General features: G+C 68.6%; 31 protein-coding genes and 1 pseudogene. 5 read left to right on the forward strand and 27 right to left on the reverse strand.

The annotated features are described in order from the left end of the window. The 12 genes from K6I34_RS06635 to K6I34_RS06690 form a co-directional block, all read right to left on the reverse strand. Positions 1-270, reverse strand: a 270-nt coding sequence (locus K6I34_RS06635) for a DUF6211 family protein (protein ID WP_229323150.1), incomplete at its 3' end; no start/stop codon positions are given. Positions 271-492: 222 nt separating this feature from the next. Then, positions 493-1,080, reverse strand: coding sequence for a DUF6349 family protein (locus tag K6I34_RS06640; RefSeq protein ID WP_229323151.1), 588 nt, complete (start codon positions 1,078-1,080; stop codon positions 493-495). Then, positions 1,077-1,988: a DUF6181 family protein gene (locus K6I34_RS06645; protein WP_229323152.1), complete on the reverse strand. Its 912-nt coding sequence runs from the start codon at positions 1,986-1,988 to the stop codon at positions 1,077-1,079. Before K6I34_RS06645 ends, K6I34_RS06640 begins: the two co-directional genes overlap by 4 nt. Before the next feature lie 53 nt (positions 1,989-2,041). Then, positions 2,042-2,764, reverse strand: a complete 723-nt coding sequence (locus K6I34_RS06650; RefSeq protein ID WP_229323153.1) for a hypothetical protein — start codon at positions 2,762-2,764, stop codon at positions 2,042-2,044. Then, positions 2,764-3,786, reverse strand: a complete 1,023-nt coding sequence (locus K6I34_RS06655) for a DUF3560 domain-containing protein (protein WP_229323154.1) — start codon at positions 3,784-3,786, stop codon at positions 2,764-2,766. The genes K6I34_RS06650 and K6I34_RS06655 overlap by 1 nt, the downstream gene beginning before the upstream one ends. A 330-nt stretch (positions 3,787-4,116) precedes the next feature. Further along, positions 4,117-4,548, reverse strand: coding sequence for a DUF6409 family protein (locus tag K6I34_RS06660; RefSeq protein ID WP_229323155.1), 432 nt, complete (start codon positions 4,546-4,548; stop codon positions 4,117-4,119). A 98-nt stretch (positions 4,549-4,646) separates the two neighbouring features. Next, positions 4,647-5,540, reverse strand: coding sequence for a hypothetical protein (locus tag K6I34_RS06665; protein ID WP_229323156.1), 894 nt, complete (start codon positions 5,538-5,540; stop codon positions 4,647-4,649). Between the two features lie 110 nt (positions 5,541-5,650). Next, the gene (locus K6I34_RS06670) at positions 5,651-5,998 is read right to left on the reverse strand and encodes a hypothetical protein (protein ID WP_229323157.1); all 348 of its coding nucleotides are present in this window, start codon (positions 5,996-5,998) and stop codon (positions 5,651-5,653) included. Between the two features lie 377 nt (positions 5,999-6,375). Then, positions 6,376-7,602: a hypothetical protein gene (locus K6I34_RS06675; protein WP_229323158.1), complete on the reverse strand. Its 1,227-nt coding sequence runs from the start codon at positions 7,600-7,602 to the stop codon at positions 6,376-6,378. Positions 7,603-7,738: 136 nt separating this feature from the next. Further along, complete coding sequence (locus K6I34_RS06680; protein WP_229323159.1) at positions 7,739-8,161, reverse strand: hypothetical protein; 423 nt, start codon at positions 8,159-8,161, stop codon at positions 7,739-7,741. Positions 8,162-8,228: 67 nt separating this feature from the next. After that, on the reverse strand, positions 8,229-9,962 hold the full coding sequence (locus tag K6I34_RS06685; RefSeq protein WP_229323160.1) for a ParB N-terminal domain-containing protein: 1,734 nt from the start codon (positions 9,960-9,962) through the stop codon (positions 8,229-8,231). Positions 9,963-10,097: 135 nt separating this feature from the next. Beyond that, complete coding sequence (locus K6I34_RS06690; protein ID WP_229323161.1) at positions 10,098-10,844, reverse strand: DUF2786 domain-containing protein; 747 nt, start codon at positions 10,842-10,844, stop codon at positions 10,098-10,100. Positions 10,845-11,609: 765 nt separating this feature from the next. On the opposite strand from K6I34_RS06690, the gene K6I34_RS06695 reads away from it, so the two are divergent. From K6I34_RS06695 to K6I34_RS06710, 4 genes are read left to right on the forward strand one after another with little or no spacing between them, the layout of a single operon-like run. Next, complete coding sequence (locus K6I34_RS06695) at positions 11,610-12,068, forward strand: hypothetical protein (RefSeq protein ID WP_229323162.1); 459 nt, start codon at positions 11,610-11,612, stop codon at positions 12,066-12,068. Next, positions 12,052-12,699, forward strand: a complete 648-nt coding sequence (locus tag K6I34_RS06700) for a hypothetical protein (RefSeq protein WP_229323163.1) — start codon at positions 12,052-12,054, stop codon at positions 12,697-12,699. Before K6I34_RS06695 ends, K6I34_RS06700 begins: the two co-directional genes overlap by 17 nt. A 41-nt stretch (positions 12,700-12,740) precedes the next feature. Continuing rightward, positions 12,741-13,142, forward strand: a complete 402-nt coding sequence (locus tag K6I34_RS06705) for a hypothetical protein (protein WP_229323164.1) — start codon at positions 12,741-12,743, stop codon at positions 13,140-13,142. Beyond that, the gene (locus K6I34_RS06710) at positions 13,139-13,633 is read left to right on the forward strand and encodes a hypothetical protein (RefSeq protein ID WP_229323165.1); all 495 of its coding nucleotides are present in this window, start codon (positions 13,139-13,141) and stop codon (positions 13,631-13,633) included. Before K6I34_RS06705 ends, K6I34_RS06710 begins: the two co-directional genes overlap by 4 nt. A gap of 27 nt (positions 13,634-13,660) precedes the next feature. Here the strand turns inward: K6I34_RS06710 and K6I34_RS06715 are convergent, their stop codons facing one another. Further along, complete coding sequence (locus tag K6I34_RS06715) at positions 13,661-14,431, reverse strand: nucleoside 2-deoxyribosyltransferase domain-containing protein (RefSeq protein WP_229323166.1); 771 nt, start codon at positions 14,429-14,431, stop codon at positions 13,661-13,663. 260 nt (positions 14,432-14,691) lie between these two features. Continuing rightward, positions 14,692-14,943, reverse strand: coding sequence for a hypothetical protein (locus tag K6I34_RS06720; protein ID WP_229323167.1), 252 nt, complete (start codon positions 14,941-14,943; stop codon positions 14,692-14,694). 597 nt (positions 14,944-15,540) lie between these two features. Between K6I34_RS06720 and K6I34_RS06725 the strand changes: the two genes are divergently transcribed. Then, positions 15,541-15,843 carry a hypothetical protein gene (locus K6I34_RS06725; RefSeq protein ID WP_229323168.1) on the forward strand — a complete coding sequence of 101 codons (303 nt, stop codon included), beginning with the start codon at positions 15,541-15,543 and terminating at the stop codon, positions 15,841-15,843. Between the two features lie 519 nt (positions 15,844-16,362). On the opposite strand, the gene K6I34_RS06730 is transcribed toward K6I34_RS06725, so the two are convergent. From K6I34_RS06730 to K6I34_RS06790, 13 genes and pseudogenes are all read right to left on the reverse strand, one after another. Then, positions 16,363-17,667: a site-specific integrase gene (locus K6I34_RS06730; RefSeq protein WP_229323169.1), complete on the reverse strand. Its 1,305-nt coding sequence runs from the start codon at positions 17,665-17,667 to the stop codon at positions 16,363-16,365. An 11-nt stretch (positions 17,668-17,678) separates the two neighbouring features. Then, positions 17,679-17,915 carry an excisionase family DNA-binding protein gene (locus tag K6I34_RS06735; RefSeq protein WP_229323170.1) on the reverse strand — a complete coding sequence of 79 codons (237 nt, stop codon included), beginning with the start codon at positions 17,913-17,915 and terminating at the stop codon, positions 17,679-17,681. 440 nt (positions 17,916-18,355) lie between these two features. Then, positions 18,356-19,831 carry an ATP-binding protein gene (locus K6I34_RS06740; RefSeq protein ID WP_229323171.1) on the reverse strand — a complete coding sequence of 492 codons (1,476 nt, stop codon included), beginning with the start codon at positions 19,829-19,831 and terminating at the stop codon, positions 18,356-18,358. Between the two features lie 2 nt (positions 19,832-19,833). Beyond that, positions 19,834-20,694 carry a bifunctional DNA primase/polymerase gene (locus tag K6I34_RS06745; RefSeq protein ID WP_229323172.1) on the reverse strand — a complete coding sequence of 287 codons (861 nt, stop codon included), beginning with the start codon at positions 20,692-20,694 and terminating at the stop codon, positions 19,834-19,836. A gap of 89 nt (positions 20,695-20,783) precedes the next feature. Next, positions 20,784-20,945, reverse strand: a complete 162-nt coding sequence (locus tag K6I34_RS06750; protein ID WP_229323182.1) for a hypothetical protein — start codon at positions 20,943-20,945, stop codon at positions 20,784-20,786. A 23-nt stretch (positions 20,946-20,968) separates the two neighbouring features. Continuing rightward, positions 20,969-21,706 (reverse strand): hypothetical protein, encoded by a 738-nt coding sequence (locus K6I34_RS06755; RefSeq protein ID WP_229323184.1) that lies wholly within the window; start codon positions 21,704-21,706, stop codon positions 20,969-20,971. Beyond that, positions 21,588-22,016 (reverse strand): annotated as a pseudogene (locus tag K6I34_RS06760) (DNA cytosine methyltransferase); the annotation flags it as partial. The pseudogene K6I34_RS06760 and the gene K6I34_RS06755, both read right to left, overlap by 119 nt. A gap of 85 nt (positions 22,017-22,101) precedes the next feature. After that, entirely contained in the window at positions 22,102-22,590 is a 489-nt protein-coding gene (locus tag K6I34_RS06765; RefSeq protein ID WP_229323173.1) for a hypothetical protein, read from the reverse strand. Beyond that, complete coding sequence (locus tag K6I34_RS06770) at positions 22,587-22,763, reverse strand: hypothetical protein (protein ID WP_229323174.1); 177 nt, start codon at positions 22,761-22,763, stop codon at positions 22,587-22,589. Before K6I34_RS06770 ends, K6I34_RS06765 begins: the two co-directional genes overlap by 4 nt. Positions 22,764-22,773: 10 nt before the next feature. Beyond that, a complete protein-coding gene (locus K6I34_RS06775) occupies positions 22,774-23,217 on the reverse strand; it encodes a hypothetical protein (protein WP_229323175.1) in 444 nt (147 codons plus the stop codon). Between the two features lie 13 nt (positions 23,218-23,230). Next, a complete protein-coding gene (locus K6I34_RS06780; RefSeq protein ID WP_229323176.1) occupies positions 23,231-23,425 on the reverse strand; it encodes a hypothetical protein in 195 nt (64 codons plus the stop codon). 90 nt (positions 23,426-23,515) lie between these two features. Then, entirely contained in the window at positions 23,516-23,824 is a 309-nt protein-coding gene (locus K6I34_RS06785) for a hypothetical protein (protein WP_229323177.1), read from the reverse strand. Between the two features lie 140 nt (positions 23,825-23,964). After that, complete coding sequence (locus tag K6I34_RS06790) at positions 23,965-26,193, reverse strand: cell division protein FtsK (protein ID WP_229323180.1); 2,229 nt, start codon at positions 26,191-26,193, stop codon at positions 23,965-23,967. Positions 26,194-26,271: the final 78 nt, after the last annotated feature.

Below are 26,271 nucleotides of genomic sequence, written 5' to 3' on the forward strand. Positions count from 1 at the left end.
GGCCTCGGGGTCGGGGGTCGGCGCCCATGTGCGGGTGCCCTCAGGGTTGACCCGCGTCAGGCTGGCGACGTCGTCCAGGTCGACGGCGGCGGCCCAGTCCTCCCGGCCCGGGTGCCCAGCCGGGAGGTTAAGGACGATGCTCTCTTGACCGGGCGGAAAGCCCTCGACGATGACAAAGCTGATGCTCGGGTCGGCGCCGAGCCTGTTACCTGCCTTGAGCTGGGCATAGTCCCCGGGGTGAGGACGATCGGGGTGCCGGTCGATTAGCATGGTGGGGTTCTTTCTGGTGAGAGAACACGACGGCCAGCGCCTTGTTGCCCTTGTGCGCTGGCCGTCACTTTTTGTCTGGCGGTCCGGATGCGTGATCGACGCCGGGCGTCGTAGCTGCGGCCCGTTATGCCGGAGCGAGTGTTGCCGTCCCGATTCCGGCTATGGAATTAAACCACCTTCAGTGAGCGGGTGGTGCTCGTGCGTGCAGGGTGCCGACCGGTGTCAGAACAGTGCCGCCTGTTCGGTGAGGGCAGGCGCCTTCTGCTGGGGCTTGTCGACGCGGAGTTCGTACCGGGGGCGTCCCTTGTGGGGCGGGTCGTGGGGCTCGTTGCGGTATCGCGCCCAGACCAGCAGCGGGGCGCCCTGGTCCACCCAGCCGGGCGGGTAGAGGGAGGTGAGCTGTTTCCAGAGTCGGACGTTCCGGGGCAGGTCCCACCGGTCCTTGTTCTTGGCGGTCGACGGGAGGGTTCGCCATCCGGGGAAGGCGTGGTCGTGTGCGTCCTCGACCGCCGCGTTCTCGGCCTCCTTCCACCGGTCGCCCGAGTGTGCCTCGCCCTCCCACTCGCAGCCAAGGCAGGCTCCGCGGTATTCGTCGTCCCGGCCGCCGGGGACTCGTCGGGCCAGCAGGGTGGGCGCGTGATGCTGCGGCGGGGTGGTGTCGTGTCCGAGGTCGGAGTAGGCCCCACCTGGGTGCCCGGTCTCGATGTGCCAGGTCTCGGCGGGGTTCACAGCTTGCAGGGCGCGGGTTCGGGCCATGCGCACCTGCCAGTAGTAGGTCTGGCGGGCACGGGCTCCGCGGGGCATGGTCATGGCTGGTCGCTCCAGAGGCCGGCGCGGACGGCGTGAAAGAGCGGTTCGGCGAGGAAGATTTGTTCGTCCGGGAAGCCGGTGAAGCGGTGGCCGTAGGCGCGGCGGATCGCTCGGCGGGCGGCCTGGTGGCGGCCGTCGCTGCTGTCGTACGTGGTGCGGGTGAGGATGTCGTATCCGTGCTGGGTGAGCACGGCCGCGACGAGGGCTCGGATCTCGACGGGATCGAGTGTGGTCAGGTCGTACTCGGCGGGGGCGGCGGTAAGGACACGGGTCAGGTCGGATGCGCTGAGGCGGAGTTGCAGGGGGACGCCGATCCGGGCGATGCCGTCCCGGCTGAGTTGTGCGGCACCGCGTCGGTTCGGTGTCCGCGGTGATGCGGTGGCGGGTTCCTTCGTCGTGTGCATGGTGCTGGTCTTTCTGGTCATGAACGTTCCGGTGACGAAGCCGGGGACGGGTGACTCTTGCCGTCCCCGGCGCGGCCGCCAGAAGAGGCGGGTGGAGCGGTCGGCGGCGGCGCGGAGGGCCTGGGCGGCGTCTGCGGCCGTACGGCCGGGCTCGGCGCTCCATCGGTCGATGGCGTCGCGATGGAGGCGGTTGGCGACTGCGGAGTCGTCGGCTCGGAACGGGCGCCCGGTGAGGTGCTCGGCGAGGGTGCAGAGCGCCTCGTCGCGGGCCTCCCAGATGCGATCCCAGTCGTAGGTGCGGCCAGCGCTTCCGCGGCCGCGGCCGGCGGCGACTTCGACGGCGCCGCGGGGCCAGCAGGGCAGGGTGACGGTGCGGCCGGGGCCTGCGAAGAGGCCGTGGCCCTGGTGGATGCCGACATGCTCGATGTGGTGGGCGGCCCATTCGAGGATCGCGGCGGGGTCCGTGGGGATGAGGACACTTTCGGGGCTGTAGCGGATCGGCATGGGGGTCCGTTCAGAGAGGACCGGGGCGGCGGCGTGGCGCCGCCCCGGGTGGGCTACTGCTGGTAGGCGGTGATCAGCGCGCGGACCTTCTCTTCGCCGAGGCATCCGCCATCGTGGCGGTACGGGCTCGGCGGCTGACCGTTGCGGCCACGCAGATGGCTCCAGTAGCGGGGCCCCTCCCACTCGCCGCACAGCTCACAGGCCAAGTACCAGTGGTTATCGGAGCCGGGGAACCCTGTGGACACCGCCCGCCAGTGATACGCGGCGAGCCCTGCGAACGCGGTGAGAGCACTCTTGATGTTGCGGTCGTTGACAGGCATCCGCGGGTGCAGCAGGGGCACCGGGCCGCACAGCGGCGCGGGTGCCTCGGCTCGTACCTGATCCAGCGGGACGGCCGTGACGCGACCAGCGGCGTACTCCTCCGCGAGGTAGGCGGCGGCCATGTCGATGCCCGGTATGCCCTTGGGCGGACGGCGGAGGTTGTGTTCTCCCGCGCTGGAGTCGACCCACCAGTCACGATGCCAGCGACGGGCCTGCCCGATGACTCGGTCTTCGCCAATGATCACGGGATAGCGACAGGCGATGTCCGGCGCTCCGATTCGGTACGGCATGGCGGTCTGGAGGGTGGCTGTCACGTCCCCGCTGGGAGTGGCAATCAGGTGGTCGGGGGCGGTGACGCTTGCGGGCAATTCGAGGATCTGTGCGGTCATGGTGGTGCCGTTCTGGTGTGGGGAGGGGCCCGCCCCGGCGCGCTCGGCCGGGGCGGGAATGGGCATTACGCGGCGGCCGACAGTTCTTGGCGCATCTCGTCGGCGCTCTTACGACCGGTGACCTCGTCGTACGGCGTCCGCCATGTGGAGTCCGGGCGGGTCATGTCGGCGGCTTGAACGACCTTCTTGCCGATGCCGATGTGGATGTGCGGGATGGTCAGGCTCTTGGTGTTGACGCGCAGGACCTCCCACCACTTCCCGCCCGCTTGCGCGTAGTCCCCACGCTGGAAGTCGGCACGCGACCAGATCTTGAAGCCGTTCTGCTCGGCTTCCTTGATCACGTCCTGCCAGTAGGCGATCTCTTCGCTCAGTTCCTTGTGCTGGATCTCCAGCTCCTGGCGGGTGTCGGGGTTGTTGATGTTCTGGGTGTAGCCGTGGGCGGACTCGCCGCGCTGCCACTTCTCCACCGCTCGGAGTTCGGCCCTGAGCTTGTCGATCCGTCGAAGGGTGCGGGCCGGATTCCGCCGGAACTGCTCGTACCCGGCGGCGGCCTTCTCCCGGTCGGCCCAGTACCCGGCCTTGTCCCGCTCGCTGATGCTGGTGTGCATGGCGCTGTCCATGCGCTTGTGATCGCGGCGGGCGCGGGGCTCGGAGTGGTGCCCCACCAAGATTGGCTGGCCCATGTGGAAGCGCTCGGAGATCTCGTGCCCGCGCTTCCATGCGGCCTCGGACCTGGTGGCGGCGTTGTCCGCGTACCGGCCGAAGCGGGTAGCGCGGTCTTCGGCCTGCTGGACGCGGTCGGCTTCCGCCTCGGCGAAGGAACGGCGGTCGGTCTCGTCAATGGTGACGGTGGCCTCGAAGCCTGCGGCGCGGAAGCGGTCGGCGAGGGCCTCCAGCATCGGCCGGGATGTGCGCTTGTCGCGGCTGTAGGGGAGGTACCAGCACCCGAGGTTGCGGGACCACCGGGCGAGCGTGGTGTAGCCGGATGCGTAGTGGCGAGTCCGAAGGACTTCCTTCGAGCCATCGTTCCTGCTCGTGCCCTCGATGAGGGTGCCTTCGCGGCGGGTGTGAGTGATCTCGATAGTCACTGAACTGTCTTCCTGGTGAGAGTTTTTGGTCCGTCCGCAGGTCGGACCGTCGTTTGGAGTGCGGCCCGCGCCACCGACTGCGGGCCGTGAGGGACGAATGGCCCGCAGGCCGTCGCGCCCTGCGCGACGGCAGAGGCAGCCGCGCCCCGGCGGGGCGCGTCCGCATTCCGGTGCCCGCGGCGTGCCGGCTTCGCCGCCCGCGGCGGAGACGGCACGCCGCGGTGAACGCACCGGGTTAGGGGGCTGCCGCCCCCGAAGGGGGTGTCCGCTTCCCTTTCGGGGTCCGCCGGTCCGGAGGTGTTGCCCTCCTCCGGACCGGCGGCCGGTTGGTCAGCTGCGGTGGAGCGTGTGGCGTGCGGCGGGGTCGGTCTCGGCGAGTCCGGCCCGCTGGCGCCACGCCTGGCGGACTGCGATGCGGAGTTCTTCGCCGTCGTCGTCGTAGGCGAACCGTCCTCGCCGGAGGTTGCACACGATGTCGCGGAACGCGTCCTGGTCCATCGTGATCAGCGTGTCGTCAATCGGGGTGAGTTCGCGGGGGAACATGGCCTGGACGGTGGGGCCGGGCTCCGGGGCACCGTCGCCGAAGAACCAGACGACGGCCATGGTCGCTTCGTCCGCGCAGTCCGCGCCGCCGAAGGGGCCGACGACGATGCCGGGGCGGGCTTCGAGCTGCTGGGCCCGGTGCCACGGTCCGGCCAGAACGAGCGTGGCGGTGGGGAAGTCCTGGACGCTGGGGCGCGGGGCCTGCTCAGTGGTGATCATCGAGATGTCCTGTCTGGTGAGAGAAGGGGCGCACAGCCCCGTTGGGTGTCGGGAGGGGGGTTGCCCTCCCTCTCCCGACATGCTTAATTAAACCATGTTTATGCGCCGGGTTCAACCCCCCCGACACGTTCCAGGGTCGGCCCGAACAGCCCATCCGCAGCAGTAGTGACGGCATCAACGATGGACCGGGCGGCCTCCACGACGCGCACGACCGACCCGTGTACGGGAGGGTTCTTGGTGTCCGCGATGATGCCCGCGAGCGGTGGCATGACGGCGCGGTCGGGCGCGATACCGAGCATGCGCGCGGCCACATGAGCGGCGGACGCCACCTCAGCATCATGCTGCCCCGGCACCTCCGCCTCAGCCTCGGAGACACGGCGCCGCGCGTGATCACGCAGCAGGATGCGAGCGGCGACATCCGAGGACTCCCCCGGGTAGTAAAGCGGTCCGGCCGACTCGGGGTCCGCGCCGTACGCCCTCCGGTACTGCGCGATGAGAAGATCGCGCACGACAGACGCGGGGAGATGCGCAGGCGCGGGCGGCCGGTAGTCATCACCCCCTGTCTGCGAAAGATCGAAGACGGGAGCGGCCTTGAACCCTGTTACGCGTACGCCTTCGGCGGGAGCTTCCGGGGCTGCCTGCGGTGCGGCATCGCGGGCCGGTTCGGGAGCGTCCGGCGACGCACCCGATCGACGCTTGATCGGCGTCCAAATACGAATGGCAGTAGAGCCCTTGACCGGGTAGCGGCCACCCTTCCGCCAATCCCCCGTAGCGAGTACGCGGGTGGCTCCGGGACGCTGGGCCGCAATCGCGACGCAGTTGATCGGGCTGCGGTCCGGGAGCACTGCGGCCGTACGCATGACCTCTGCCCAGAAGTCTTCGCTAGTAACCATGGCGCCATAGGCGCGGTTCATGACCGCTTCAAGTTCGGCGCGCATTCGGTCACCGTAGGCGCGGCGCCCTTCCTCGTTCATCTTCGGCTTGCGAGCCACGACTTTCCTCCTGGTGAGAGAGTTCGAGAATTCCCCCGAGGGGCGCCGGAGGGGGCGTCACCCCTCCGACTTCATTAATTAAACCATGTTTCGAAGGGTGGGGCAACCCTCTACATCCAGTAGCGACCCTCTGCGTGACAAGCTGAGCGGTAAGCCTGGTTAACGGCGTCCTCTATCTCCTCGTAGTGCGCGAGCGTGTCAGAGGCGGTGTCCGTGCCGAAGCTGTCGCGATTCACCCGGCGCCATTTCAGGGCGATCACGAGTGTCGCCAGTTGGGATTTGGTGAACGTCCACTGGCCGGAATCCGGAAGATCGTTGCCGTAGATCATCGCAGTTGCGTTGTTGATGTGCTCCGTTCCACTCCACACATCCTGTGCGGACTGGGCCCCAAGGGCTCTGCGGAGTGTCGTGCGCACGTAGGGGGCCTGAACGGTCCATCGGGGCGTGATGACGTACATGTCTGCGCTCATACTCTCGGTTCTCTCCGGTGTGGTCCTGCCGGGGCGCGTCCGTGAACGCGCCCCGTTCCTGGCGTGATCAGTAGGCGTCTTTCCGGCTCGTAGGGGGGTAGATGCACCCTTCCCCACGGCGGAGTCTTTCAGTTCTTCGTGGCGCCTCCGCCGGTGTCGGCCTGACAGGTGTGGCGCATCACAAGGCGAAGGTATGTCGTGATATCGGTCGGCGTTCCCGTGATCTCAACTTTCACGCCGCACGGGCATTCGTAGGCAGCGTGCTGGAGGGGTGCCATCCTGTCGGTGACCTCTCGCCACAGGGAGGAAAAGCGGTTCATGATGATGCCTTCGCTGTAGAACTGCGGTGAATGAATGACGAACGGCTACGCGGCGGTGAGTTGCCGCTGGGTGGCCCGGCAGCGAGTCAGTACGGTCTGCGCTACCTCGCCGTAGGTGCTGTGGTCCTTGACGGTGCCGGTCAACTCGACTTCGTCGCCCTTGTCGGGGACGGTGGCCGCGCTGCTGAACCAGACATAGACATGGCCCTCCTGGTCCTGGAACTTGATCAGGCGGCGGCGCTGGGCGTGGTAGCCGTAGTGCCGCTCTTCCAGCTCGATCACGGTCGTCACTGTGGCGGTGACGGTGAGCCGCTCTCCTTTGATGCCCTGCGGCTTTGAGTTCCGGGCGGCGCGCTCAGTGGCGGCCTTCTCCTGGTCGCGGTGCCATCCTGCGATGGCTGAAACCAGCGTCGACAGGTGGCGGGGGTCGACGGTCTCGGCCTTGGCAAGCTGGCCCACCTTGTGGCGGTAGTCGGAGGTGCTGCCGTATCCCTGGACGGCCCATTCCCGCACAGCGGCGGCAATGGAAGGTGCGTCGAACTCGGCGTCAATGGCCGCTCGCCACTCCATCGGCGCTCGGCGGTCAAAGAAATACGCTGAGACGGAATCGGCAGTCGGCGTGACGTTCTTCCACTCCTCGGATCGGCTATAGAAACGGCCGTCCTGGAGGACGACGGCGGCGGCGACTCGGAGTGCCTCCGCCACGACGACCCGGAGATCGGCGGGGAATCCGCCTTCGCTGTCGCCGTCCCAATCGGACTCCTTCAACCGGCCGAAGCCGCGCCACACCGCCTCAAGCCCCTTGATCGGCAGTCCGGTGTACGGCTCCACGCATGTGGTGCCCAACTGCCGGTACTCGCCGCTGTCGTGGCGGGCAAGATAGGTCGCGCTCCGATGGCGAGCCACCTTGCAGCCGTGGCAGACGTTCTTGATCACCCGCTGTCCGCTCGCCTCCTGGGCAAGCTCGTCGGGCAGTCCGGGGAACAGGCTGAGGATCGTCTCCCCCTCCTCGTCGTGGTCCAGCCGGGCCACAACGGTCCAGCCGCTGTGACGGGGGATCTCCCCGAAGATCGTCACCGTGACAGTGGGCCGCTGACCGACGATGCGGCCGTCGAACGGGTCCTCGTAGTCCGCGAGGAATGGCGCGGAGATGTCGAGCGAATAGGCGGTCAGACCGTGAACGGCGGCGCGGGTATTGGTGGCCTCGACAAGCCGACGGACACGGCTGGCGGATGTGGCCGGGATGTCGAAACGCATGGCTGCGCTGTTCATCGTGCGTGCTCCTGCTGGTGAGAGGTGATGAGCGCCCGGCCGGGCGGGTTGCCCTCCGCGTTCGGCCAGGGTCGGGGCGGGCCGCGTGCGACCCGGTGACCGGAGGGGGGTTACCCTCACCCTCCGACGTCATTAATTAAACCACGTTTCTAGGTGTGGGGCAAACATCAAGGCCCGGGATGTCCAGTGCAGCGCGGTCCCGGAGGAACGCGGCGAACAAGGCGCCGATGTAGCTGTCGGCGGTGTCGTAAGCGCGGCGACAGTCAAGGGCGCCGACGTACCCGCCCCGGTGACGGACGGGGAACGGCTGGCCGGGGGCCGGGATGACGAGTGCGTACAGTCCGCGCGAGGTGTCCACGCGCAGAACGACGGCGGCAGCCTCGCGGTCATAGGCGGCGGACCAGCGAGCGGGCCCGATACCGAACTCTTCGAGTCCGCCCGCGATAGCGCGGGCCTGCATGATGTCGGCGACGGTACCGGGGTCAAGCTCGGCGGGGGCGGGAAGGCAACCGCAACCGTGGTCGCCTGCGAGGGTCTCGAACGTGGCTGTACGGGTCATTGTGGGGCTCCTGGGGTAGCCGGGGGCGGGCGGTAGCCCCGCCCCCGGCATTGTGCGGCTGAGGGGCTTAGACGGCGGCTGCGTCGGCGGCGGTGGGCGCCTGGTCGGCCTGCTCGGGCTCGGCGCTGGCCGTGATCGCAGCGCGCCTCTTCTTGTTCGGGTCGTACGGCTCGTCATCCTTGACGGCCTGCTCGATGGGGGTGAGCTGGTACCCGAGCGCTTCGAGGATGGCGAACCACCGGGCGGTGGGAATCCTGATCTCGTTGCACCGCTGGTCATCGGTGCGCCACGCGGGGCGGGACGCGGACTTCTCCCGGACGGCGGCGACGGCGGCGAACTGGAGCTGAGGGGCACGGCGGGGGTCCTTAGCGACGTGCTCGGGGAAGTCAACGCGGTACTTCGCCTTGTCGCCCGTGAGCCCGAGCAGAACCGCCAGAATCTTGGTGGTGGGCTCCTTGTTCAGGTCGTCGCAGAGTCCCCACCGGCCGCCAAGCAATGCCGTGTTGATGTGGCCGATCAGGGCGTTGGTGATGCCCTTGGGGAGATTGCGGCGCTTGACCAGATCCGCAAGCCACTGGCGGCGGCGAGTCTCGGCGGCGTCCCACTCAATGTTCCCCTTCTTGACGGCGGCGCGGGCCGCCTTCTCCGCCTCCTTCTCGGCGGTGCTCTTCCCACTGCCGCCCATCGGGTTGCCGGGCTCGGCGTGGCCGTACAAGGCCGGTGACGTGCAATAGGGCTTCAGCCTCTCGTCGTCGCCCCCTTCCAAAACCCAGACCTGCCCCTTGCACTCCGCGTGCTCCTCGGCGGTGATGCGTCCCCCGTCCGGGGTCCTGAGCCGCCATACAGGAGTTGCCCGGTCGGACAGCTCTGCCATGTCCCGGACCTTCTGCCCGGCCTTCTCCAGCTCGGCGCGATGCGCCTGCGCCTTGGCCTTCTTCTCGCGCTTGGTCCGCTCGATCGCGATAGTCCATTCGACTTCGTCGGCAGCGTCTTCGTCCTCGGCGGCCTTCGTGATCGCGGCGAGCGCCTCGGGGTCGTCGGCGAACTCCGAGAGGGCGGCGAGCTCGTCAAACGTCCATGCGTAGTTGGCACTTGCGGCGGCTTCGTTAAGGGTCTTGTTGCTCTTGACCTTCACGACGGCCTTGACGTCCTTCTGCCGGACGCCTGCGGCCTTGGCGATACGGCCCACCTGGGCCCCCGCCTCGGCCGCACTGAACATGGCGGCGGTCATCTCGCCGCGCGTCAACGCCTTGCGGTGCTGGGCAGTCGTGATCATGTCGAGAATCTGCCCGGCCTCGTCGCGGTCGTCGTCCTCCCACTCATACGGCAGGTGGGTAAGCCTCGCCTCCTTCGACCCGAAGTAGCGCCGGTTCCCGTCGTTGACCTGGATGACTCCCCCGTCTAGCCGCTGGACCTTGACCGGGATACGGCATCCCTCGGAGCGGAGCGACTCAACGAACGCGGCGCTGATGTCGAGATCCTCGCGTGCGTTCTTCGGGTGCGGAGTGAGCGCGTCAATCCGGATGACCGGGCGGGGAGTGAACGGTACCGACTCCAGCCCGGCGGCAATGGCGGCTGCCAAGCGGAGGAATCCGTCGATGACCTGGGGCACACCGCCGCGCGTCCGGACGATGTGAAGAGGCTCCTCGACGCCGTTGGCAGTGATGTCGGCCATGACGTCGGCGGGCACCTGGACCTCACGGACGTTGCCCGGGTGAGCGATCAGCTCGGCCACGGAAACCCTCTCCCACTGGGTGGGCGTGGTGGCCTGCGGCTCGGCTGCGGTCGTTGTCTTGCTCATGATGTTCCGTCTTTCGTGGTGAGAGGGACCGCCGGGCCGGACTGAGCCCGGCGGCCGTGCCGTTCGGGGGGTCGCCCTCCCCCTGTGCTGGCGGTTGAGGCCGGGGCGGCGGTTACCGCCCCGGCAGAGGTTCGACTAGGACCCGATGGCTCCGGCGGCGGGCCGACCAACGCGGCCCTGTCCGATATCGGCCGTACCCCCCGCCTTCCAGCCGTGGCCCCACCCCGTACCGGTCATCGTCGACCGGCTTTCGGACGTGCTCCCAACCGGATACATCGCTCGGTAGCTGCGCTGGACAGCGGTCTTGCGGTCGGCCAGCACAAGCTCCGCGCTGCGTCCACTACCCGACGTTTCACCATGGGCCTCCGCTTGAGCCATGCGCTCGGCCTCCTGAAGCCGACGGCCGACACGCACGATGAATCCAAGCAGCCACGAGCGGCGCCACGCGCGGGCACTACGCACACCAGCGGGGACCTGCTGGCGCTCAAGCTCACCGTGCATCTGAAGAAGCAGAGACGTGTAAAGCAACTCCAGCCGCTCCAAATCGGAGGCGTACCCGAAGAGGTGAACGCTGTGCTTAGCCGCCTGGCCTTCCTTGCCGAGATACAGAAGATGGCACCCCAGAGCCTTCGCAATATCGTTCATCAGCTGGACGCGTTCCATCGCCCAGGGGGCATCCACCGTGATCACGCGATCGGTCGGGGTACCGGCGTCGGCTTTCCCGTCATTCAGCATGGCCTGTTCAACGCCGTACTTGGCCATCATTTCGAACGCCCGCTTCCGGCAGAGGTCAGCCTCCGCCTCCGGAGCCGCCGGGTCCTCGGCCTTGGCCAACAGGGCGCGGATGGTCGAGAGTTTGGCATTTGCCTGCGTAGTGGACATATCAATCTCCTGGCGAGAGAGCATCCGCCTAGCCGATTGGCCCGGCGGGTCTTCCGGGGGTTGCCCTCCCCTTCCGACATCACTAATTAAACCATGTTTTGAAGCCTGGAACAAGTCCTGACCTGCGGCCTTCCTGCACCACTGGTCGGCCGATCGCCCATGACCGGGCTCGGCCACGAGGGGCCTTTTGGCCTGGACGGGGCGCTCTGGCCGGGCCTCAGCCGAGAGCGGTCACCACGGGGTGCGGCAGACGGCGTCCAAGCCCAGCCAACGACACGACACGCGCCTCAGCCACGACGAGACCCGCGCCGACGCGGAGGCGACCACACCGGCCCCCGCCGGATCGCGGCAGCTGTTAGCTCCCCGCCCGCCACGGCCGGGGAGGTGGTCGCCTCACGCGCTCGCGTCCGTGACGGCGGGGGTACGGCGCCCGGCCCCCGACGGGCCCGGCGGACGGCGCACCGTGCCCCGGCGAGCCACCCCTCTCTCCCCGCTGGCCGCTTTTCCCAGCTCAGAGCACTCGCAGTCGCCGACGAGAGGCGGCCACGCGTGCCATGTGACCGTAGGCGCCCCCTCTCCCTCCGAGTAGGACCCGCCGGAGGCGCAAGCTCTGACGTCAGCTCCTCCGGCCAGCGCCCTGTGACTTCTTCCCGGATCCCTGCCTACGGTTCGACGCATGAGCAGGCAATCCGAACAGCACCGCGCCAAGACCAGGCCGCTGACCGCGACCGTGGCGGATCAGCAGGACTTCGAGGGGAGCGATCAGTGACCACGACTTCGACGCCGGCCAGGGTCAGTGCGGCCGAACTCCGGCGGCGTGTGCGCGCTATGGAGTCGCTCCAAGCGAAGACGCGTGAGATGGCGGCGGCAAACGTCCTGACGACGCGGAGGACAGCGGCAGACGCGGCGGCCCAGAAGGAAGCGGCTGACATCGCGGCACGTGAAGCCGCAGCGGCGGCGCTGCGGCTGTTCGACCACGACTCGCAGCTCGTCTCGCAGCTGCTCGGCGTGCCCGCTGACGAGCTGGAGCGTGAAGCGAAGCCTGTTACCGCGGCCCGGGCCAAGGAGGTCATCGAGTCGCTGCGCGCTCGCGCGGAGCGTCCGCGGGCGACTCGGCGTGCGCGCTCTGATCACTCGACGAATGTCACCTCGCCAGCCCCAGCACCCGCATCTCCGGAGGCCGGGGGTCTGGACAACGGCCAGACCGATGCCGCTGCCGCCTGACGACGCCGGGCCCGGCCTGTTCCCGCTGGCAGCGGTGGACCGGTCCGGGCCCGCGTCGGCGGGCGAGAGACCCGAGCAGCTCGCCTTGGTCGGCGAGCCCTCCCCTGTCCGTATCCCTGCGGCGGAGTGGGCCGTATGGCTCGCCGATCCATCGGTTCAGGCCCGTTACTGGGCCAAGGTGCACCGCACCTTTTCGCCTGACGACTGCTGGTTCTTCTTCGGCGGGATCTCCAGTACCGGCCACGCGAGCTTCCGCGCGGCATCCCTGCCCGGCCGGACTCGGCGAGGTACGGTGCCCGGCCACCTCTACGGGTACCAGCTGGCGCACGGCGTGATCGCCCGCCTGGGCTGGGATACCGACAGTCCAACCGTCTGTCACACATGCGACAACCACTCATGCCAGCAGCCCCGCCACCTGCGGCTCGGCACCCCGGCGGAGAACCGGCACGAATGGCTGACGCGGCGCCGTAACCCCAGCAGCCCGCTGGCAGATCTTCGTGGACCCGCAGGACGCTCACGGGCCATCAGCGCCGCCATACGGACCGGACGCGCGCTCGGCGAGTCCGAGGAGGAGATCTCCCACCGCATCACTATCGCTGCTGCGGCTGGCAAACCCCTGAGCCTGTGGTGACTGGCCCGTCCTGCCACGCTTGACCACCGATTGGAGAACACATGGCGTCCGCCCCCGCCGTTCAACGACGTGCGCTCTTGAGCACGCCCCACGCCGCCGCAGTGCGCGCGGCGGATGCTGCTGTAGCAGCAATACAGCAGGTCAACGACATCACCATTGCCCCGGACCGGTTGCCCTACCCGCCCATGGTCAGCGCCGTCACGGCACCCCTTACGGCGATGGTCGACGAGCTCCCGAAGACCCTGCGCCACCTGTCCATCACGACGCGGCGGCAACTGTCCATGGGCCTGATCCATATGGATGACGGAGCCGACGCTGGCGAAGCGGCCAGCGCACTGCTTCAGCTCCTGGGTCAAGCTGGCGACGAAGCCCGCGCCCTGTCCGACACCCTCCACAAGACCGTTGCAGCACTCTCCCGCATGTCCACGGAGGCCAGAGCATGAACGACGACCTGTTCCCCGAGCCGTTCGGCCCGCACTACGAGCGCCCGAGGCCAGCAGACTGCCCAAAGTGCCCATGCCACACTCGACGCGTCTGTGAAGGCGCCCAGTGGCACCTTGCCGACCGCCCTGTCTATGCCGACGGAACGCCGTACAACGAGCCGTGCCCCTGCGAACAGGCGGCGGCCCAGCCGGAGAACCGCATGGTGGCGATCGAACTGGACGGCGTCCTCCGCATGGTCTCCGCCCAGTACCACCGTGTCGGGCTCCTCGCGGGGGGCATGCTCACTGACCGGGTCTTCCGCGCGGAGTCGGCGGAAGGGCGTGAGTGCCCCGTTTCGGTGCCCATGGTGCTGCTCACGCCGAACAACACAGTTGACCCACGGCTGATAGTGATCGACTCACGCCAAGAGAAGTGGGTCATGAGCTTCACGGCTCAGCACAACCTCCAGCGCTACCAAATCACCGGATGGTGCTCGACTGAGGACGCGTAACAGCTTCTGCCAGAGGAAACCCCGGGCTCATGTCCGGGCCGTGCAGTCCCGCATGAGGGCCGCGGCCGCACGGACGGTGGAGGCCAGAGAGTTGTGAACAGCCACCTCCGGCCGCGCGTGCCGCAGCTGCTCAATCACGTCCAACCGCCGTGGGTACTCAGCGTCCGTACCCACGGCGATACGAGCGCCGCGTGCCGCGGCGGCCCCGAGTTCGTACAAGGCGATCGGTTGGTCGCGCTCGGCGCAGAACCAGAACAAGATCGCTTGAGCGCGGTGCAGATGTTCGTGCTCCCAAGCAATCTGCCTGCGCATGGCCTCCGAACCACCGGGGAAGGCCAGCTGCCGTGGGTTTAGGACGGCGGCTTCCATCCCCGTCGCACGCAGTTGCAGGGCCGCCCTGGTCTGCCAGTCCGGACAACCGGTAATTCCACCGGCGAGGAAGACCGCTGGTCCGGTGTAGACGGCCGGAGACTGGATGTATGAGCCTGCTGGTGCCGGAGTCCGGGTCACAGCGTCCAAGAGGTCTCGGGTCAAAGCCCTGCTGTGATTGTCCCCAGCCGGGTAAACGCGTAGCACCGGTGTCAGCCGCCAGGAGTCAAGGTCTGGGTGCGGACGCAACGCCTCGGCAATCGATGAACCGGTGAGTGCGCCTCCAGCTACCAACCCCTCCAAACCGCCGTCGATGCTGGCAGCGAGCGAGAGGATCGCCACGCGCCGCTCCTCCTCCGGGTACGGCGTCCACCGGCCGGCCAGGTACTGGGCAGCGAGGTCGTCAACGAGGCGCTGGAGTTCCGGCATGCCCGCCATTGTGTACGGCGCGACACCCGCAGATGGCAGAAACCGCCGAAGAGACTCGACGGTTCCCGCTCAGCCCTGGCCACCCGCCCCTGGCAGCACATCGGCAGCCCGGGGCGGGGCTACGCCGAGACGCCCGTGGGCGAAAGGCTACCGACAGAGAGATCTTGATCAGGCTCAGTGATCATTTGGCTCCGGTCCTCTGCGGCAAGCCGTAGCGGCCGGAGCCATAGATTTACCAAACGTAAGCAGCAACCTTCCGGCTAGCAACCGCCCCACTCATCGATCACCTCATCGATCACCTCCTGGAAGAGCTCCTGGACCAGCTCCGCGCCGACCTCCTCCGTCAGAACCTCAATCAGGCCGTCAACAAGGGACTGATCCAGGTCACCCCGGTCCGTAACCTCATAGATCTCCTTGCAGAACCGCTGATGGGCCTCCTCCAGGGGGGCGCGCTTCTCGCCAAATCGTGCGTGCGAGGTATTGCTCTTGCGCGAAGGTGTCGTATTCTCCATGCCGTTCCGTCCTTTTATCAGGAGGAGGCCTCCCGTTACCGGGGGCCGTTATGGGTGTTTTCTGCCATCAGGTGGAAGCGCCAGGGACGCGCGGAGGGGCGCGCATTCAATCCGCTATCTGCCGAGACAGTGTTGTCTGCGGGCCCCTCCCGTGCTGGGCGTGATCCTAGGTGTCGGCGTAACGGAGCGCGCAAGGCTGCGCCCGGGCTGTAATCCTGTTGTTACGACATCGGTCACGCGTGAACATCCCTGTGACTAGAGAGGTGTTCCATGCACAGGGCTTCGATGCACCGCGGTCCCCCACTCCCCGGCCTGTGCCGTTCCACATCCGCCACGCGAGGCGTCCGACTGGGCGTCATCGATGGCGTTGAAGAGCTGTTCAGGGGGCGCTGTGCCCATCCACCCAGGGATGGTCGAGGGCCTCCCCGCCAGCGTCCGCAATCTCCACTCGGACGCCGCACAGCGACTCCTTGGCATCGTCACCCAGCAGCTCGCCGCCGATCTCGACGCGCCCGGCTGGGTCATCGCGAAGCTCCGCGGCATCGCCGCGCTTCGGCGGGCGTCGTCGACGCGCTCAACACGGCTATGCAGGCCGAGGTGTTCGACGTCGTCGCCGAGGTGTACAGCACCGGGGCGCGTTCCAGTCTCGTCGAACTCGGCGCCCTGGCCGACGATGACGCCCGCCGGATCGCGGAGGCCACCCCCAACACGCACGCGGTCGACCGTTTCGCGCACGAGACCATCGGCCTGATCGAGCAGACGCACCGGGGGATTCTCCGGGGCGCTGAGGATGGGTACCGGCAGGTGGTCGCGAGGTCGCCAGTACGCCGCTGCTCGGCATCGACACGCGCCGCCAGGCCATTCAGACCGCTATGGCGCGGTTCGCCGACCGCGGTCTGAAAACCTTCACGGCGGATCGCCCGCAGCGCGAAGAGACGTACATCGCCGCGCACGGCGAGCCGCCCTCCTCTCGCAACCTCGCCACGGCCGTCGCGCTCGGAGCCCTCGCTGCGGGAAGCGAGCAGCCTCCTTCGCAGTACGGCCGCCACAATGACTACTGTCCGTAATGCCGAGCCGTGGCGGCACTCTCGCCCGGGGCTCGTCGGATGGTGGCCGCCCTGCGCAAGAGAAAGCTCCCCTAAGGTCTACCTGGACAGGCCGGTAGGGGCTCACCCCGCCCCGACTCACCCCCTCTCCGGGTGTGTGGACATGTCCACACACCCCTCGACGGAGGGGGATGGAGAGGGGTCGAGCAGGATCGAAACGCCCCGATTTTCCGGGCTCTCCGACAAAACCGCAGGTGAGACGCGTCACGCTGTCGGGTTCAAATCCCTCCGCTACCGCAGGTAGACGAAGGGCCCGGTCCTCTGGACCGGGCCCTTCGTGCTGCTCCGTCTCAGTTACCGTCTCAGTTGGCTCTCAGCTGGCCGGTACGAGAACCCCTGCGGCCCCATCATCACCATCGTCCAGCCGGTCGCCGCTCGGCTTCCAGATGAGTCCGTCGACCTGTCGGGCGATGTCGTTCCGGACCGTGTCGACCATGTGCTGATACCTCGCTGCCATGGCAGTCGAGGACCAACCCATGAGGCCCATGACGGCGCGCTCAGCGACTCCGAGGATCAGCAGGACCGTCGCGGCAGTGTGCCGGGCGTCGTGCAGCCGGGCGTCCCGCACCTTCGCGGCTTGCAGTAGCTCCTTCCAGTCGTCGTAGTCGGTGCGGGGCGAGGTGCCGCGGCCCGTCTCGGTCGCGAAGAGCCACCCCTCATCCGTCCACTTGTCGCCCGCCGCACCGCGCTCGGCATCCTGCTTGGTCCGGTGCTCGCGCAGCAGATCCACAAGCTGTGGAGGAAGACCGACCGCCCGTCGGCCTGCGCGCGACTTGGTGTCGGCCACCTCCGGGTTCGTGCGCTGCCGCTGGGGGCAGTACCCGGCCTTACGTCCGCAGGGGTCGGTGTCGCCACAGCCGTGCGCGTACTGCGGGCGCCGTCGGCTCCGGCGGACCATGAGGACGCCCCTGTCCAGGTCGACGTCCAACCACTTGAGTCCGAGGGCTTCCCCCTGCCGGAGTCCAAGGGCGAGCGCGACGGCCCACCGAGCAGAGTTCCGGCGCTTGTCCGCCGTGGCGAGCAGCCGCTGCACCTCGTCGACCGTGAACGGCTCGACTTCCTGTTCGCGGAGGCGGGGAGCCTTGGCCAGCTTCACGGGGTTCTGCCCGAGGTGGCCGCGCCGGACCGCCTCATTCAGGGCCACCCGGAAGGTGCGGTGAATCTGGTGAATCGTGGCGGGCTTCCGGCCTGCGTCCTTCATGTTCCCGTAGAAGGTCTCGATGTGCTCCGGCTTGAGCCTGTCCAGGCGGTGTGCCCCGAGACCGGGGATCAGATGCTTCCGGACGGCGACGCCGTAGCCCACCATCGTGTTCTCGTTCACCCCGAGGGGCGCGATGTTCTCCACCCAGTGCGTCAGCCACGTCTTGACCGTCCAGGGCTTGCCTGGCTTCCGGACGGTCTGGGCGTCGCGCTGCTTCTCCAACTCGCGTACGGCGGAAGCCACTTCCGCTCGGGTCTTGCGTTCGACGTGACGGCGGTCGGGCCGCCCGTCGTCGCGGATGCCGACCGTGACGCGGCCGTGCCACTTCCCGTCCTTGCCGAAGTAGATGGAAGATCGGCCGTTGGGCTGGCGGGTCCGCTTCTTCGAGCTGTCCTTGCTCTCGTTCTCGTCTGACACGTACGCGCTCCTCATGCGGCGGCCACGGCAACCGTGGCGGATCGGTGGGACTGGCGAAGCCGAGTGACGTACTCGTGTACGGCGTCGGCGGGCACGCGGCGGAGGTGCCCGAGGGTGACGGACTCCAGCTCTCCAGAGCGGATGAGCTGGAAGCAGAGGGTTCGGCCGATACGGAGGCGACGGGCCGCCTCTTCGACAGTGAGCAGAGCCAAGGTGGGGTCTTCGGGAGCGATCGCTACGGTGCTCAACCTGAGTCCTCCTGTGCGAGGGCTTCTGTCCGAGGTTGGGATTTCTGCGTCATCACGTCATCCGCGTCACATAGGTCCGCTGACCTGTGCCTCTGCGTGACGCAGGTGGGCCGGAGCTGCGTCATCAGTGACACAGGCATCCGCCATCGGTGACACGGATGACGCGGGATGACGCAGCCTTCTTCTGTCTGCGTCACTCCTGTTATGGCGGGTCACGGGACGTTTCGGGACGTCGGGTGACGCGGGTGACGCAGGGTCTCTTTCCTTAGGACAAGAGAGGGGGTGTCTGTTGTGGTGCGCGGTGCTCCTCAGAACGTGAAGAAGGAGCCGCTTCGCGGCGCGACCATCGGGCGGCGCAAGGCGCCCAACAGCAAGAAGAGCACCCCGGGGCTGGCGCGTGGTGCTCTTCTTGCTTGTGCGTTCGGTCACGTAATCCGAGGTCAGAGCATCTGCTCTTGCTGATGCGGGACCGGTGCCGCTTGGCGGGTCATCTCGATGTAGCGGGCGGCGCTGGTACGCCCCCAGTCGATGAGGACCCCACGGGCGGCGAGGGTCGGCTGAAGACGCTTGAGACGGTCGGAGAGGACCTTTCCCGTGGTCGGCCAGCCCTTGGGCAGGGGGCGACAGTCCTCGCCGCTGTAGAGCCGTGTGAGGCCGTGCAGCCACTCGGCAGAGGTCATGCGTTCCTCGGTCCCCGGCTCGATGTCGGCCGCGTACTGCAAGACGGTCTGTGCCAGGAGGTCGCCCTCGATCACGTCGTCGTTGAGGTCGTCCAGGCTGGCCCGGTACGCGGCGAGGGCCCCGAACCCGGTTGCCGCATCGAGCTGCGCGCACAGGTGCGCGAAGTCGGCCATGCGCAGGTCGGTGGGGATGTCGGCCTCAGCGGCGCGAACCTTGACCGTGAGGTCGAGGAGCGAGCCGAGAACGACGGGAAGGATCTCCTCGTACTCCGTCCACAGCTCCGCCTCGGTGCGCCGCACCTTGGGCCTTTCCAGCCGGAGCGGCAGAAGCCGTTCGGCAAGGTCGGGACGGATGACTCCCACGTCGATACCGGTCATGAGCAGCGGGCGCCGGTAGCGGGCCCGCACCACGTCGCCGTCGGTGTACAGGGCGCGTTTGATGTTCTCGGCACCGGTGACGATGCAGCACATGGCGTCGGACAGGTCCGGGGTGAGGTGGGAGAGGTTGTCGAGGGCGGTGACCCATCCCGCGGCGACGGCCGCGATCAGGTTCTCCTCGTCCTTCGGGGCCCGGCGCAGGTCACCGCTCATGCCCTCGATGATCCGCACGAGCATCCGCCCGCCCGTGGACTTCCCCGCGCCTTGGGGGCCGGTGAGGAACGGGGCGGGCACGGGCACGGACGGACCGAGGCAGCCGATCAGCCAGGCGATGGCCAGGCACTCGGTCTCGGCGGTCGCGAAGTTGCACAGCCGCAAGAGCAGGTCGATGCCCTTGCCGTCGGTGTCCTTGACGGGCAGGGGGAGTTCGCCCGTGAGCTGGGTGCGGCGCCAGCACACCTCTGCCGGGTCGGGGGTGACGATGTCCCACCCCGTGGCGTGGATGCGGACGGACTGGCCGTCGTTGCGGCCCAGGTCCAGCCAGGTCGCGCCGTCGAATCCGGGCGCGACGCGGATGTGCACTTGCTGTGTGTCCTCGTCCAGCGCGAGTGCCTCGATCAAGTCCAACGCCTCCTTGAGCGCGGTGCCGTTGAACACGCCGACCCCGTCTTTGAACAGGCCGACCATGAGTTCCTGCCGGTGGCTCCCTGACGTTCCCTGGGAGCGGATCGGACGGGCCACGGGGTGGCCGTTCTTCTGCGCGTACACGGTGCCGTCGGCGGTGCGGAAGTAACGGAAGTGGGCCTGCGCGTAGTCGGCGATGACTTCGCGGGCCGGGGTCTTGTCGTCCTCGGACATGACTACAGCCCCAACCTCGTACGGGCGTTCGTCCACGCGTCGGCGCAGTGCCGCGGTGACTCGCCCTTGGCCTGCGCGGCGGCGAACAACCGCGCCGCGTGGTCCTCGGTGAGGCAGCCGCACCGCCCGTGGACGGAGAGCACGGCCAAGAACGTCGCGTACACGGTCGCGTGAATGCTGCTGGACGCCTCGGTGATGCGCTGTTCCGCCATGGCGATGCCACGTTCCAGGAAGGCGGGCGTGCGGTGAGGGCACGCGCCCTCAGCGGCCCGCGCGGGTACGGTGAAGGCGTATGGCGCGGGCTGGACGAGGGCGGCCTCCTTGATGGCGAGCGTGCGGACCGCCTCGGGCAGCGCGGCGAGGGTGCCGGTGCCGGGTCCGCGCCAGCGGGCGTAGGCCATCGTCGACTTGATGTCGACGCCGTCGCGGACGCCGTTCGCGGACGGCATGGTGCCCTGGTAGATCCAGTGCTGTCCGCGCGTGGTGCGCACGGTCCGGGTGGCTGGCAGGGCGTCGCGGGCCCAGGCGACGGCGTCAGCGTGGTCGAGGTCGACGACGGTCAGGCCCGCGCCGCCCGGGTAGTAGGCGACCGCCGCCGCCTCGCGCCACGCTGCCGCCCACTGGGGTGAGTTGAGGGTCCACGGGTCGGTGGTGGCGGCGGCCCATCCGTGGCACGGCTTCGGGCAGGTGCAGGGGCCGGGGGTCTTCATGTGGGGACGCCCGCCGCACGAGGTGTACAGGCAGGCGGGGCAGTTGGCGAAGGGCACTTTGCCCTTGTGCAGCGGCAGGACGGGCAAGCCGTCGACCGCGAGACGCAGCGCGGTGCTGAGGTGGTCTCGCCGGCTCAGGGCGGGATGGGTCATGCTGGGTTATCTCCTGCTCTCTTGGAGGGATGGGAGACCCCGGGGCGGGCGCGGCTTGTGGAAGAGATGGCGCCCGCCCCGGGCGTGTGTCAGGCAGCGTCGGCGCGGGTGTCGGCGCCGTGTGCGGTTTGGGTGAGGTGGCGCAGCGCGCGGGCGGCTTGCTGCGGTACGACGCCGTTGCCCAGGGCCTTGAGCTGTGCCGAGCGCGACAGCTCCGGTACGTCGGTGACGTGCCCCGGCGGTAGCCCCATGAGCCATTCGACGAACGGCGGGTTCAGTCGTCCCAGAGCATCAGTTGGCCCGGGGGCACGTCGCCCGAGGGCGCGTTCCCAGCGGGCGATAGCGCCAGCGTAGTCGCCCCAATCCGGTGCGCCGCCGACGGGAGCGTCAGGTCCCCCTTGCTGCCGCGCTGGTTCGGGCCGCCCTTCGTGCCGACCGTCGCCCGCGGCGTCGGCAGGAGGCTGGCCACCTCCGCAGCCAGGCACTTGCCGTGAGTTCCGGCCTCCTGCGACGGGGTGCGCTTCGTCTGCCGATTCTCGTTCTCCGACGCCCGCGGCGTCGGCAGGAGCGCCCCGGTGAATGCGAGATCCGTCAGAGTCGACGAGGTGCTGCGCGGATGGGGGGCGGTCGACTGCCGGGCTCCCTCGGAGTCCCCGACCACAGGTGTCGGCAGCAGCGAGACGACGTGCCGCAGGTTCATGCCGCCCTGTGCCGCGTGCCCCGCTCCGGTCGCCTCGGACGTCGACGGCGTCGGCAGCAGCGACGTGACGGCCGTCGGGAGCTGACCCGATTGCCCGCCCCCACGCCAGTCCCGGGCCGCCGGAGTCGGCAGGCCACGCGAGGACGAAGAGGCGTTTGCGCTGGTGGGCGGCGCCGACGTCGGACGCGCGAAGAGTGCACCACTGCGCATCGAACCCGAGGGCGGCAAGGTCAGTGAGGACGGCATCGAATCCGAGAGAAAGGTGCCCTGCGACGTTTTCAAAGACCGCGTACCGGGGTCGTAGAACGCCAAGGGCACGGGCAATGTGGGGCCAGATGTGCCGGGCATCGTCGGTTCCCTTCCTCTTGCCGGCAGAGCTGAACGGCTGGCACGGATAACCGCCCAGCAGCACGTCGACCGGTGCGACGCGGGCCCAGTCGACGGCGGTGATGTCGCTCAGGTTCGGCGTCCCGGGGTGATGGTGCGCGAGGATGCGACTGGCCCCGGGGTCGTTGTCCGCGACCCAGGCCAGCGAGCCGCCGAACACCTCCTGTACGGCCATGTCCAGGCCGCCGTATCCGGTGCACAGCGAGCCGAGCCGCAGTGCGGTCGGAGGACTCATACGGGTTCTCCTGCTCTCTTGGAGGGATGGGAGACACCGGGGCGGGCGCGGCTTGTGGAAGAGATGGCGCCCGCCCCGGGCACAGCTAGGCGCAGGTGCAGTCGGGGCGTTCGCCGCTGCCGTCGGCGCCGCACCCGCAGCAGTGCGGGTAGATCTCGCCGTCGTCGTCCTCTGCCGCGCAGTGGGGGCAGTCGGCGAACTCGTCCTCGTCGTCGCTGATGTCGTAGCCGAGCGGGCTGAGGGCTGAGTGGACCTGGTCGAGGGCTTCGGCGAGACGCTGGGCGCGGCCGATCGCGACGCGCGCCGTCTGGACGGCGGACGATGCGGCCTGGTCGGGGTCCTTGCCGCCGTCCACGGTGAGCCGGTCGGCCTCGTGAGCGTCGGTTACGGGCTGAAGCGCTTGGGTGATGGCCTGAGGCAGCATGCGCGACAGGTGCGCGAGCGTTCCGATCAGGCTGTAGGCGTCGCTGGGGTACTGCCAGTCCGCCCCCGGCGCGCGGGTGGTGTGGTTGATGGCGCGGACGGCTTCGGCGGCCTGGTCGGCCAGCGCTACCGGGCTCTGGGGGTGGTTCATTCGGCCTGCTCCTCGGTGTCGATGGTGATGCCGCGGCGGCGCTCCCACTCGCGCCAGCAGCCCTGCACGATCTGCCGGATGACCGGGTCGGGGTTGCTCTCGTGCTGCTCGATCGCGGCGTTCAGTTCCTCGTCGGTGAAGTTCGGGATGGTCTTGTCCGGCCACTTCGGCACGGGGCCCTCCTCAGGTGTGGAAGTGGTTGCGCTTGATGACGGCCTTGCGGATGTTGACCGTGGTCGCGCCGCCCGATCCGGCGAAGAGCTGGACGGCGATGAAGCCGCCGAAGATGACTGCGGCCAGGATGATGAGCTGGGTGATCAGCGCGGTGAGGGCGGCGACGAACGTGGTGAGCATCAGCAGTCCGCCGCACACTGCGGCGAAGCCGACGCCCCCGAGGGCGATGTTCACCGCGGCCCGCGAGACGGGCGGCCTGGCGGCGACCGGTTCGGGCTTGGTCGGTTCGATGGCGTAGCCGGTGACGACACGGCCGTCGGGCAGGACGACGCTCTGGACGGCGGGGATGTGGCCCGGCTGGACGGGCACGATCGGCGCCGCGGCCGGTATCGGGGTGGGGTAGTGGACGGCGTCGGCCGTCTCGGTCGGGCGGTAGGGAGCGGGCTGGTTCACGGCGGAGCTCCTCTCAGGTCCGCAGACTGGCGAGGAAGTTGAAGACGGAGGCGCACAGATTGCGGATCGGCTCGTCGGCGCCGGTCCCGGCGGTGAAGAAGCCGAGCAGGAACAGGACGATGGCGGGGCCGATGCCTCCGGCCCTGGACCGGACGATGAAGATGGCGGCGATGCCGAGCAGGAGGAGCGCGGAGACGTTGACCGCCACGGGCGGGTGCTCCTTTCGTTCAGCGGGCGGGGCAGGAGGCCAGCAGCAGGCCGAGGGCGACAGTCGCGAGCGCGAAGCGCAGGATTGCGGTCATGTGGTCGACGTCTTCCGGGAGTTGGCGCCCGGCGTCTTGGCGGCGGCTTCGTCGGCGGCGCGGCCCGTGCGGTAGGTGCGGACCCACAGGTGGTAGAGGTGGCGTCCGCGGCGTATGCGGATGCCGTTGCCGTCGCAGCGGCGGCAGTGCTTGCCGCGCTTGGGCTTGCCGCGGCGAGTGTGGGTGAGCTGGAAGCCGAGTCCGTCGCAGCGGCGGCAGGACTTCCACGGCGAGACCGCACACACTCCGATGTAACTGATCGTGATCAGTGCGAGGGTGGTGCTAGCGAGCAGGGGTAGGGTCATCGGGGCCTCTCGGAGCGGGTTTCCGGGGTTTGCGCAGGTGGGTCGCTAGGTGCTAGCGACCTGATCAGGGGCTATGTGGGTCGCTAGCGAGGTTGCTAGGTCTAGCGACCTTGCTCGCTAGACCTAGCGGCCTCCGGCGCCTACTTATCGCCCCGCTTCTTGTTGCGCTGCGTAATCGCGTCGATGATGTGCTGACGCTCGATGCCACGCCGGTTGGCGCCCTTGCCGTCCTCGGTCTTGCCCCACACCTGGCTCGTGGTGATGCCGTACGGCTTGAGTGCGGTGGCGAGCTGGTCGGCCTTGGCGCGGCCCTCCAGGTCGGCCCACTCGCCGTAGACCGCGGGGGCGAACTCGGCAAGGCGGTCGACGACGGTCTCCGACCACACCTTGTCTTCGCTGCGCCCGAGCACTGCGGCGGTGTCGTCGAGGATCGCGTCCGCGCTGCGCGTCTTGCTGGTCTCGCCCGCGGCGTCGCCGGACAGCGTGCCCTCTTCCTCGCGCAGGGCACGGGCTCGGTTGAGGATCGTGTCCGCATCGCGGCCGGTGGCCAGGTAGGTGCGCACGATCCCCGAGTCGTCCGTCATGCCCTTGAGCAGGCCAACGCCCTTGTGGGACTTGAGCAGCTTGGACGCGTCCAGGCCCTCCCCGTAGGAACCGGCACCGAGCACCACCTCAGAGACGTGGTACGAGCCGACCCGCAGCGAGAAGCGGGCCTGGTGCTGGTCGCGCAGCACCGACGGGCAGGCGGTGTCGTCGGGCTTCTGTGTGGAGTTCATGACCGAGACGCCGACCGCCGGGGCGACGCGGGCGAGGTAGACGAGCAGGTCAAGGATGGTCTTGCCGTGGGTGGGGTGCTGCAGGTACTCCTGCACCTCGTCCACCACCACGAGGGTGAGCGGCATGTTCAGCTTCCGATCCCGGCTGATCTCCGGGGTGAGCTTGCCCTCCGGGCAGATGTGCAAGGGCAGTTCGGAGAGCCGGTGGTAGCGGTCCTCCACATCGGCCTTCAGTTCCATCAACGCGTTGACCAGGTGCATCACCGGATCGAAGCCGTCCCGGGAGACGATGCCGAAGCCGATCCGGTGGGCGACCTTGGCGAAGGAACGCCAGTCCGGGGACGCCTTCCCGTCGAACACGATCAGGCGGACGTCCGGGTCCAGGGCGGCGGCGAGCGCGATGGTGCGGGCGGAGAACGTCTTGCCCTGCCGCGGTACCGCGCCGACCAGCAGCGACAGCCACAGCATGGTGGCCATCACCGGGTTGCCGCGCTCGTCCACGCCCCACGGGAACGGCTTCCAGAAGTCCACTCGGGTGGCTCCGAGCAGCGGCGTCTTGCCGGACGGGACGGCGAGCGGGTCACGGTCGGCGATCCAGTAGGAGACACGTCGGCCGCTGGTCTCGTCCTTGTCCATGAACAGCTGCGTGGGCGCGATGTCCATACCCGACGCCAGCCTGGAGTGTGCTTTGAGGGCGTCCTCGAAGGTCATGCCGTAGGGCAGGTCGACCACCACGCGCCAGCCGTCGCCGTCCCGGCCGATCGGCCGCGGGAAGGCAATCGTCTGATCCTTCGTGGTCAGCTTGGCTGCCTCGTGGGCGCGGATGACGATGTCCGAGGACAGCTTGCGCTTGCGGAACGTCACCTTGGCGCGGTCGATGAGCGGCTTGTCCGCGGGTGTCCCCCCGAGCCCGAAACCCGTGGTCAGGGCGGCAATGGACAGGGCGAGCAGCCAGGTGGGCGCCATGACCCACAGCAGCAGAGCGATCGTGAGGCCGGCGACGCTGGACACGGTCGCAATGACCGACCGCATCCGTACCCGGGCATCTCGCTGACGCGACAGCTTCAAATACGTCGCCGCGTCCTCATCGAGCACCGAGGCCAGGCGCAGGGCCCGCCCCTCTGCGTCGAAGACCCACCGGCCCACTGCCGACGACCAGCGCCACGCTCCGCGCGGCGAGTAGGCGAGCAGCTTGGGCGTGTAGACGCACGGCAGGCGCCAGGCGTGGTAGCCGAGCATCGTGGAGTAGTGCCGCACCGCCCACTTACGGACGGCTTTGCGCTGGTCAGGAAGCTTCACCCACTCGGGGAAGACCGGCTGACGGACTTTGTCACGCTCCTCCATCCACTCAGTGATGGACGGCGGATAGACCTCCTTGGGCGGGTCGACGGCCGCGCCCTCGGTGAGCCCTTCGGCCTCGGGGTCCTCGGTGTCGGGGAGTTCGGCCTCCCACTCGCCCGGCTTCACCGTGTCCGGCGCCTGCTCAGCAGGTGCGGGGGCGGGGGACTTCTTGAGCTTGAACGGCAGAACTGCAGCGGACTTTTCCTCGTCCGACGCCTCGATGGGCGGACCGGACACGTTGATCTCGGTCATGCTGAGGTGCTCCTCCAACGGGGAGAGAGGGGTTCGGCCGCCGCGGTCAGAGGTGAGCGGCCGAACCCCGAAATGGGC

It is taken from the genome of Streptomyces sp. UNOC14_S4 (genome assembly GCF_020740835.1).
Classification (GTDB): domain Bacteria; phylum Actinomycetota; class Actinomycetes; order Streptomycetales; family Streptomycetaceae; genus Streptomyces.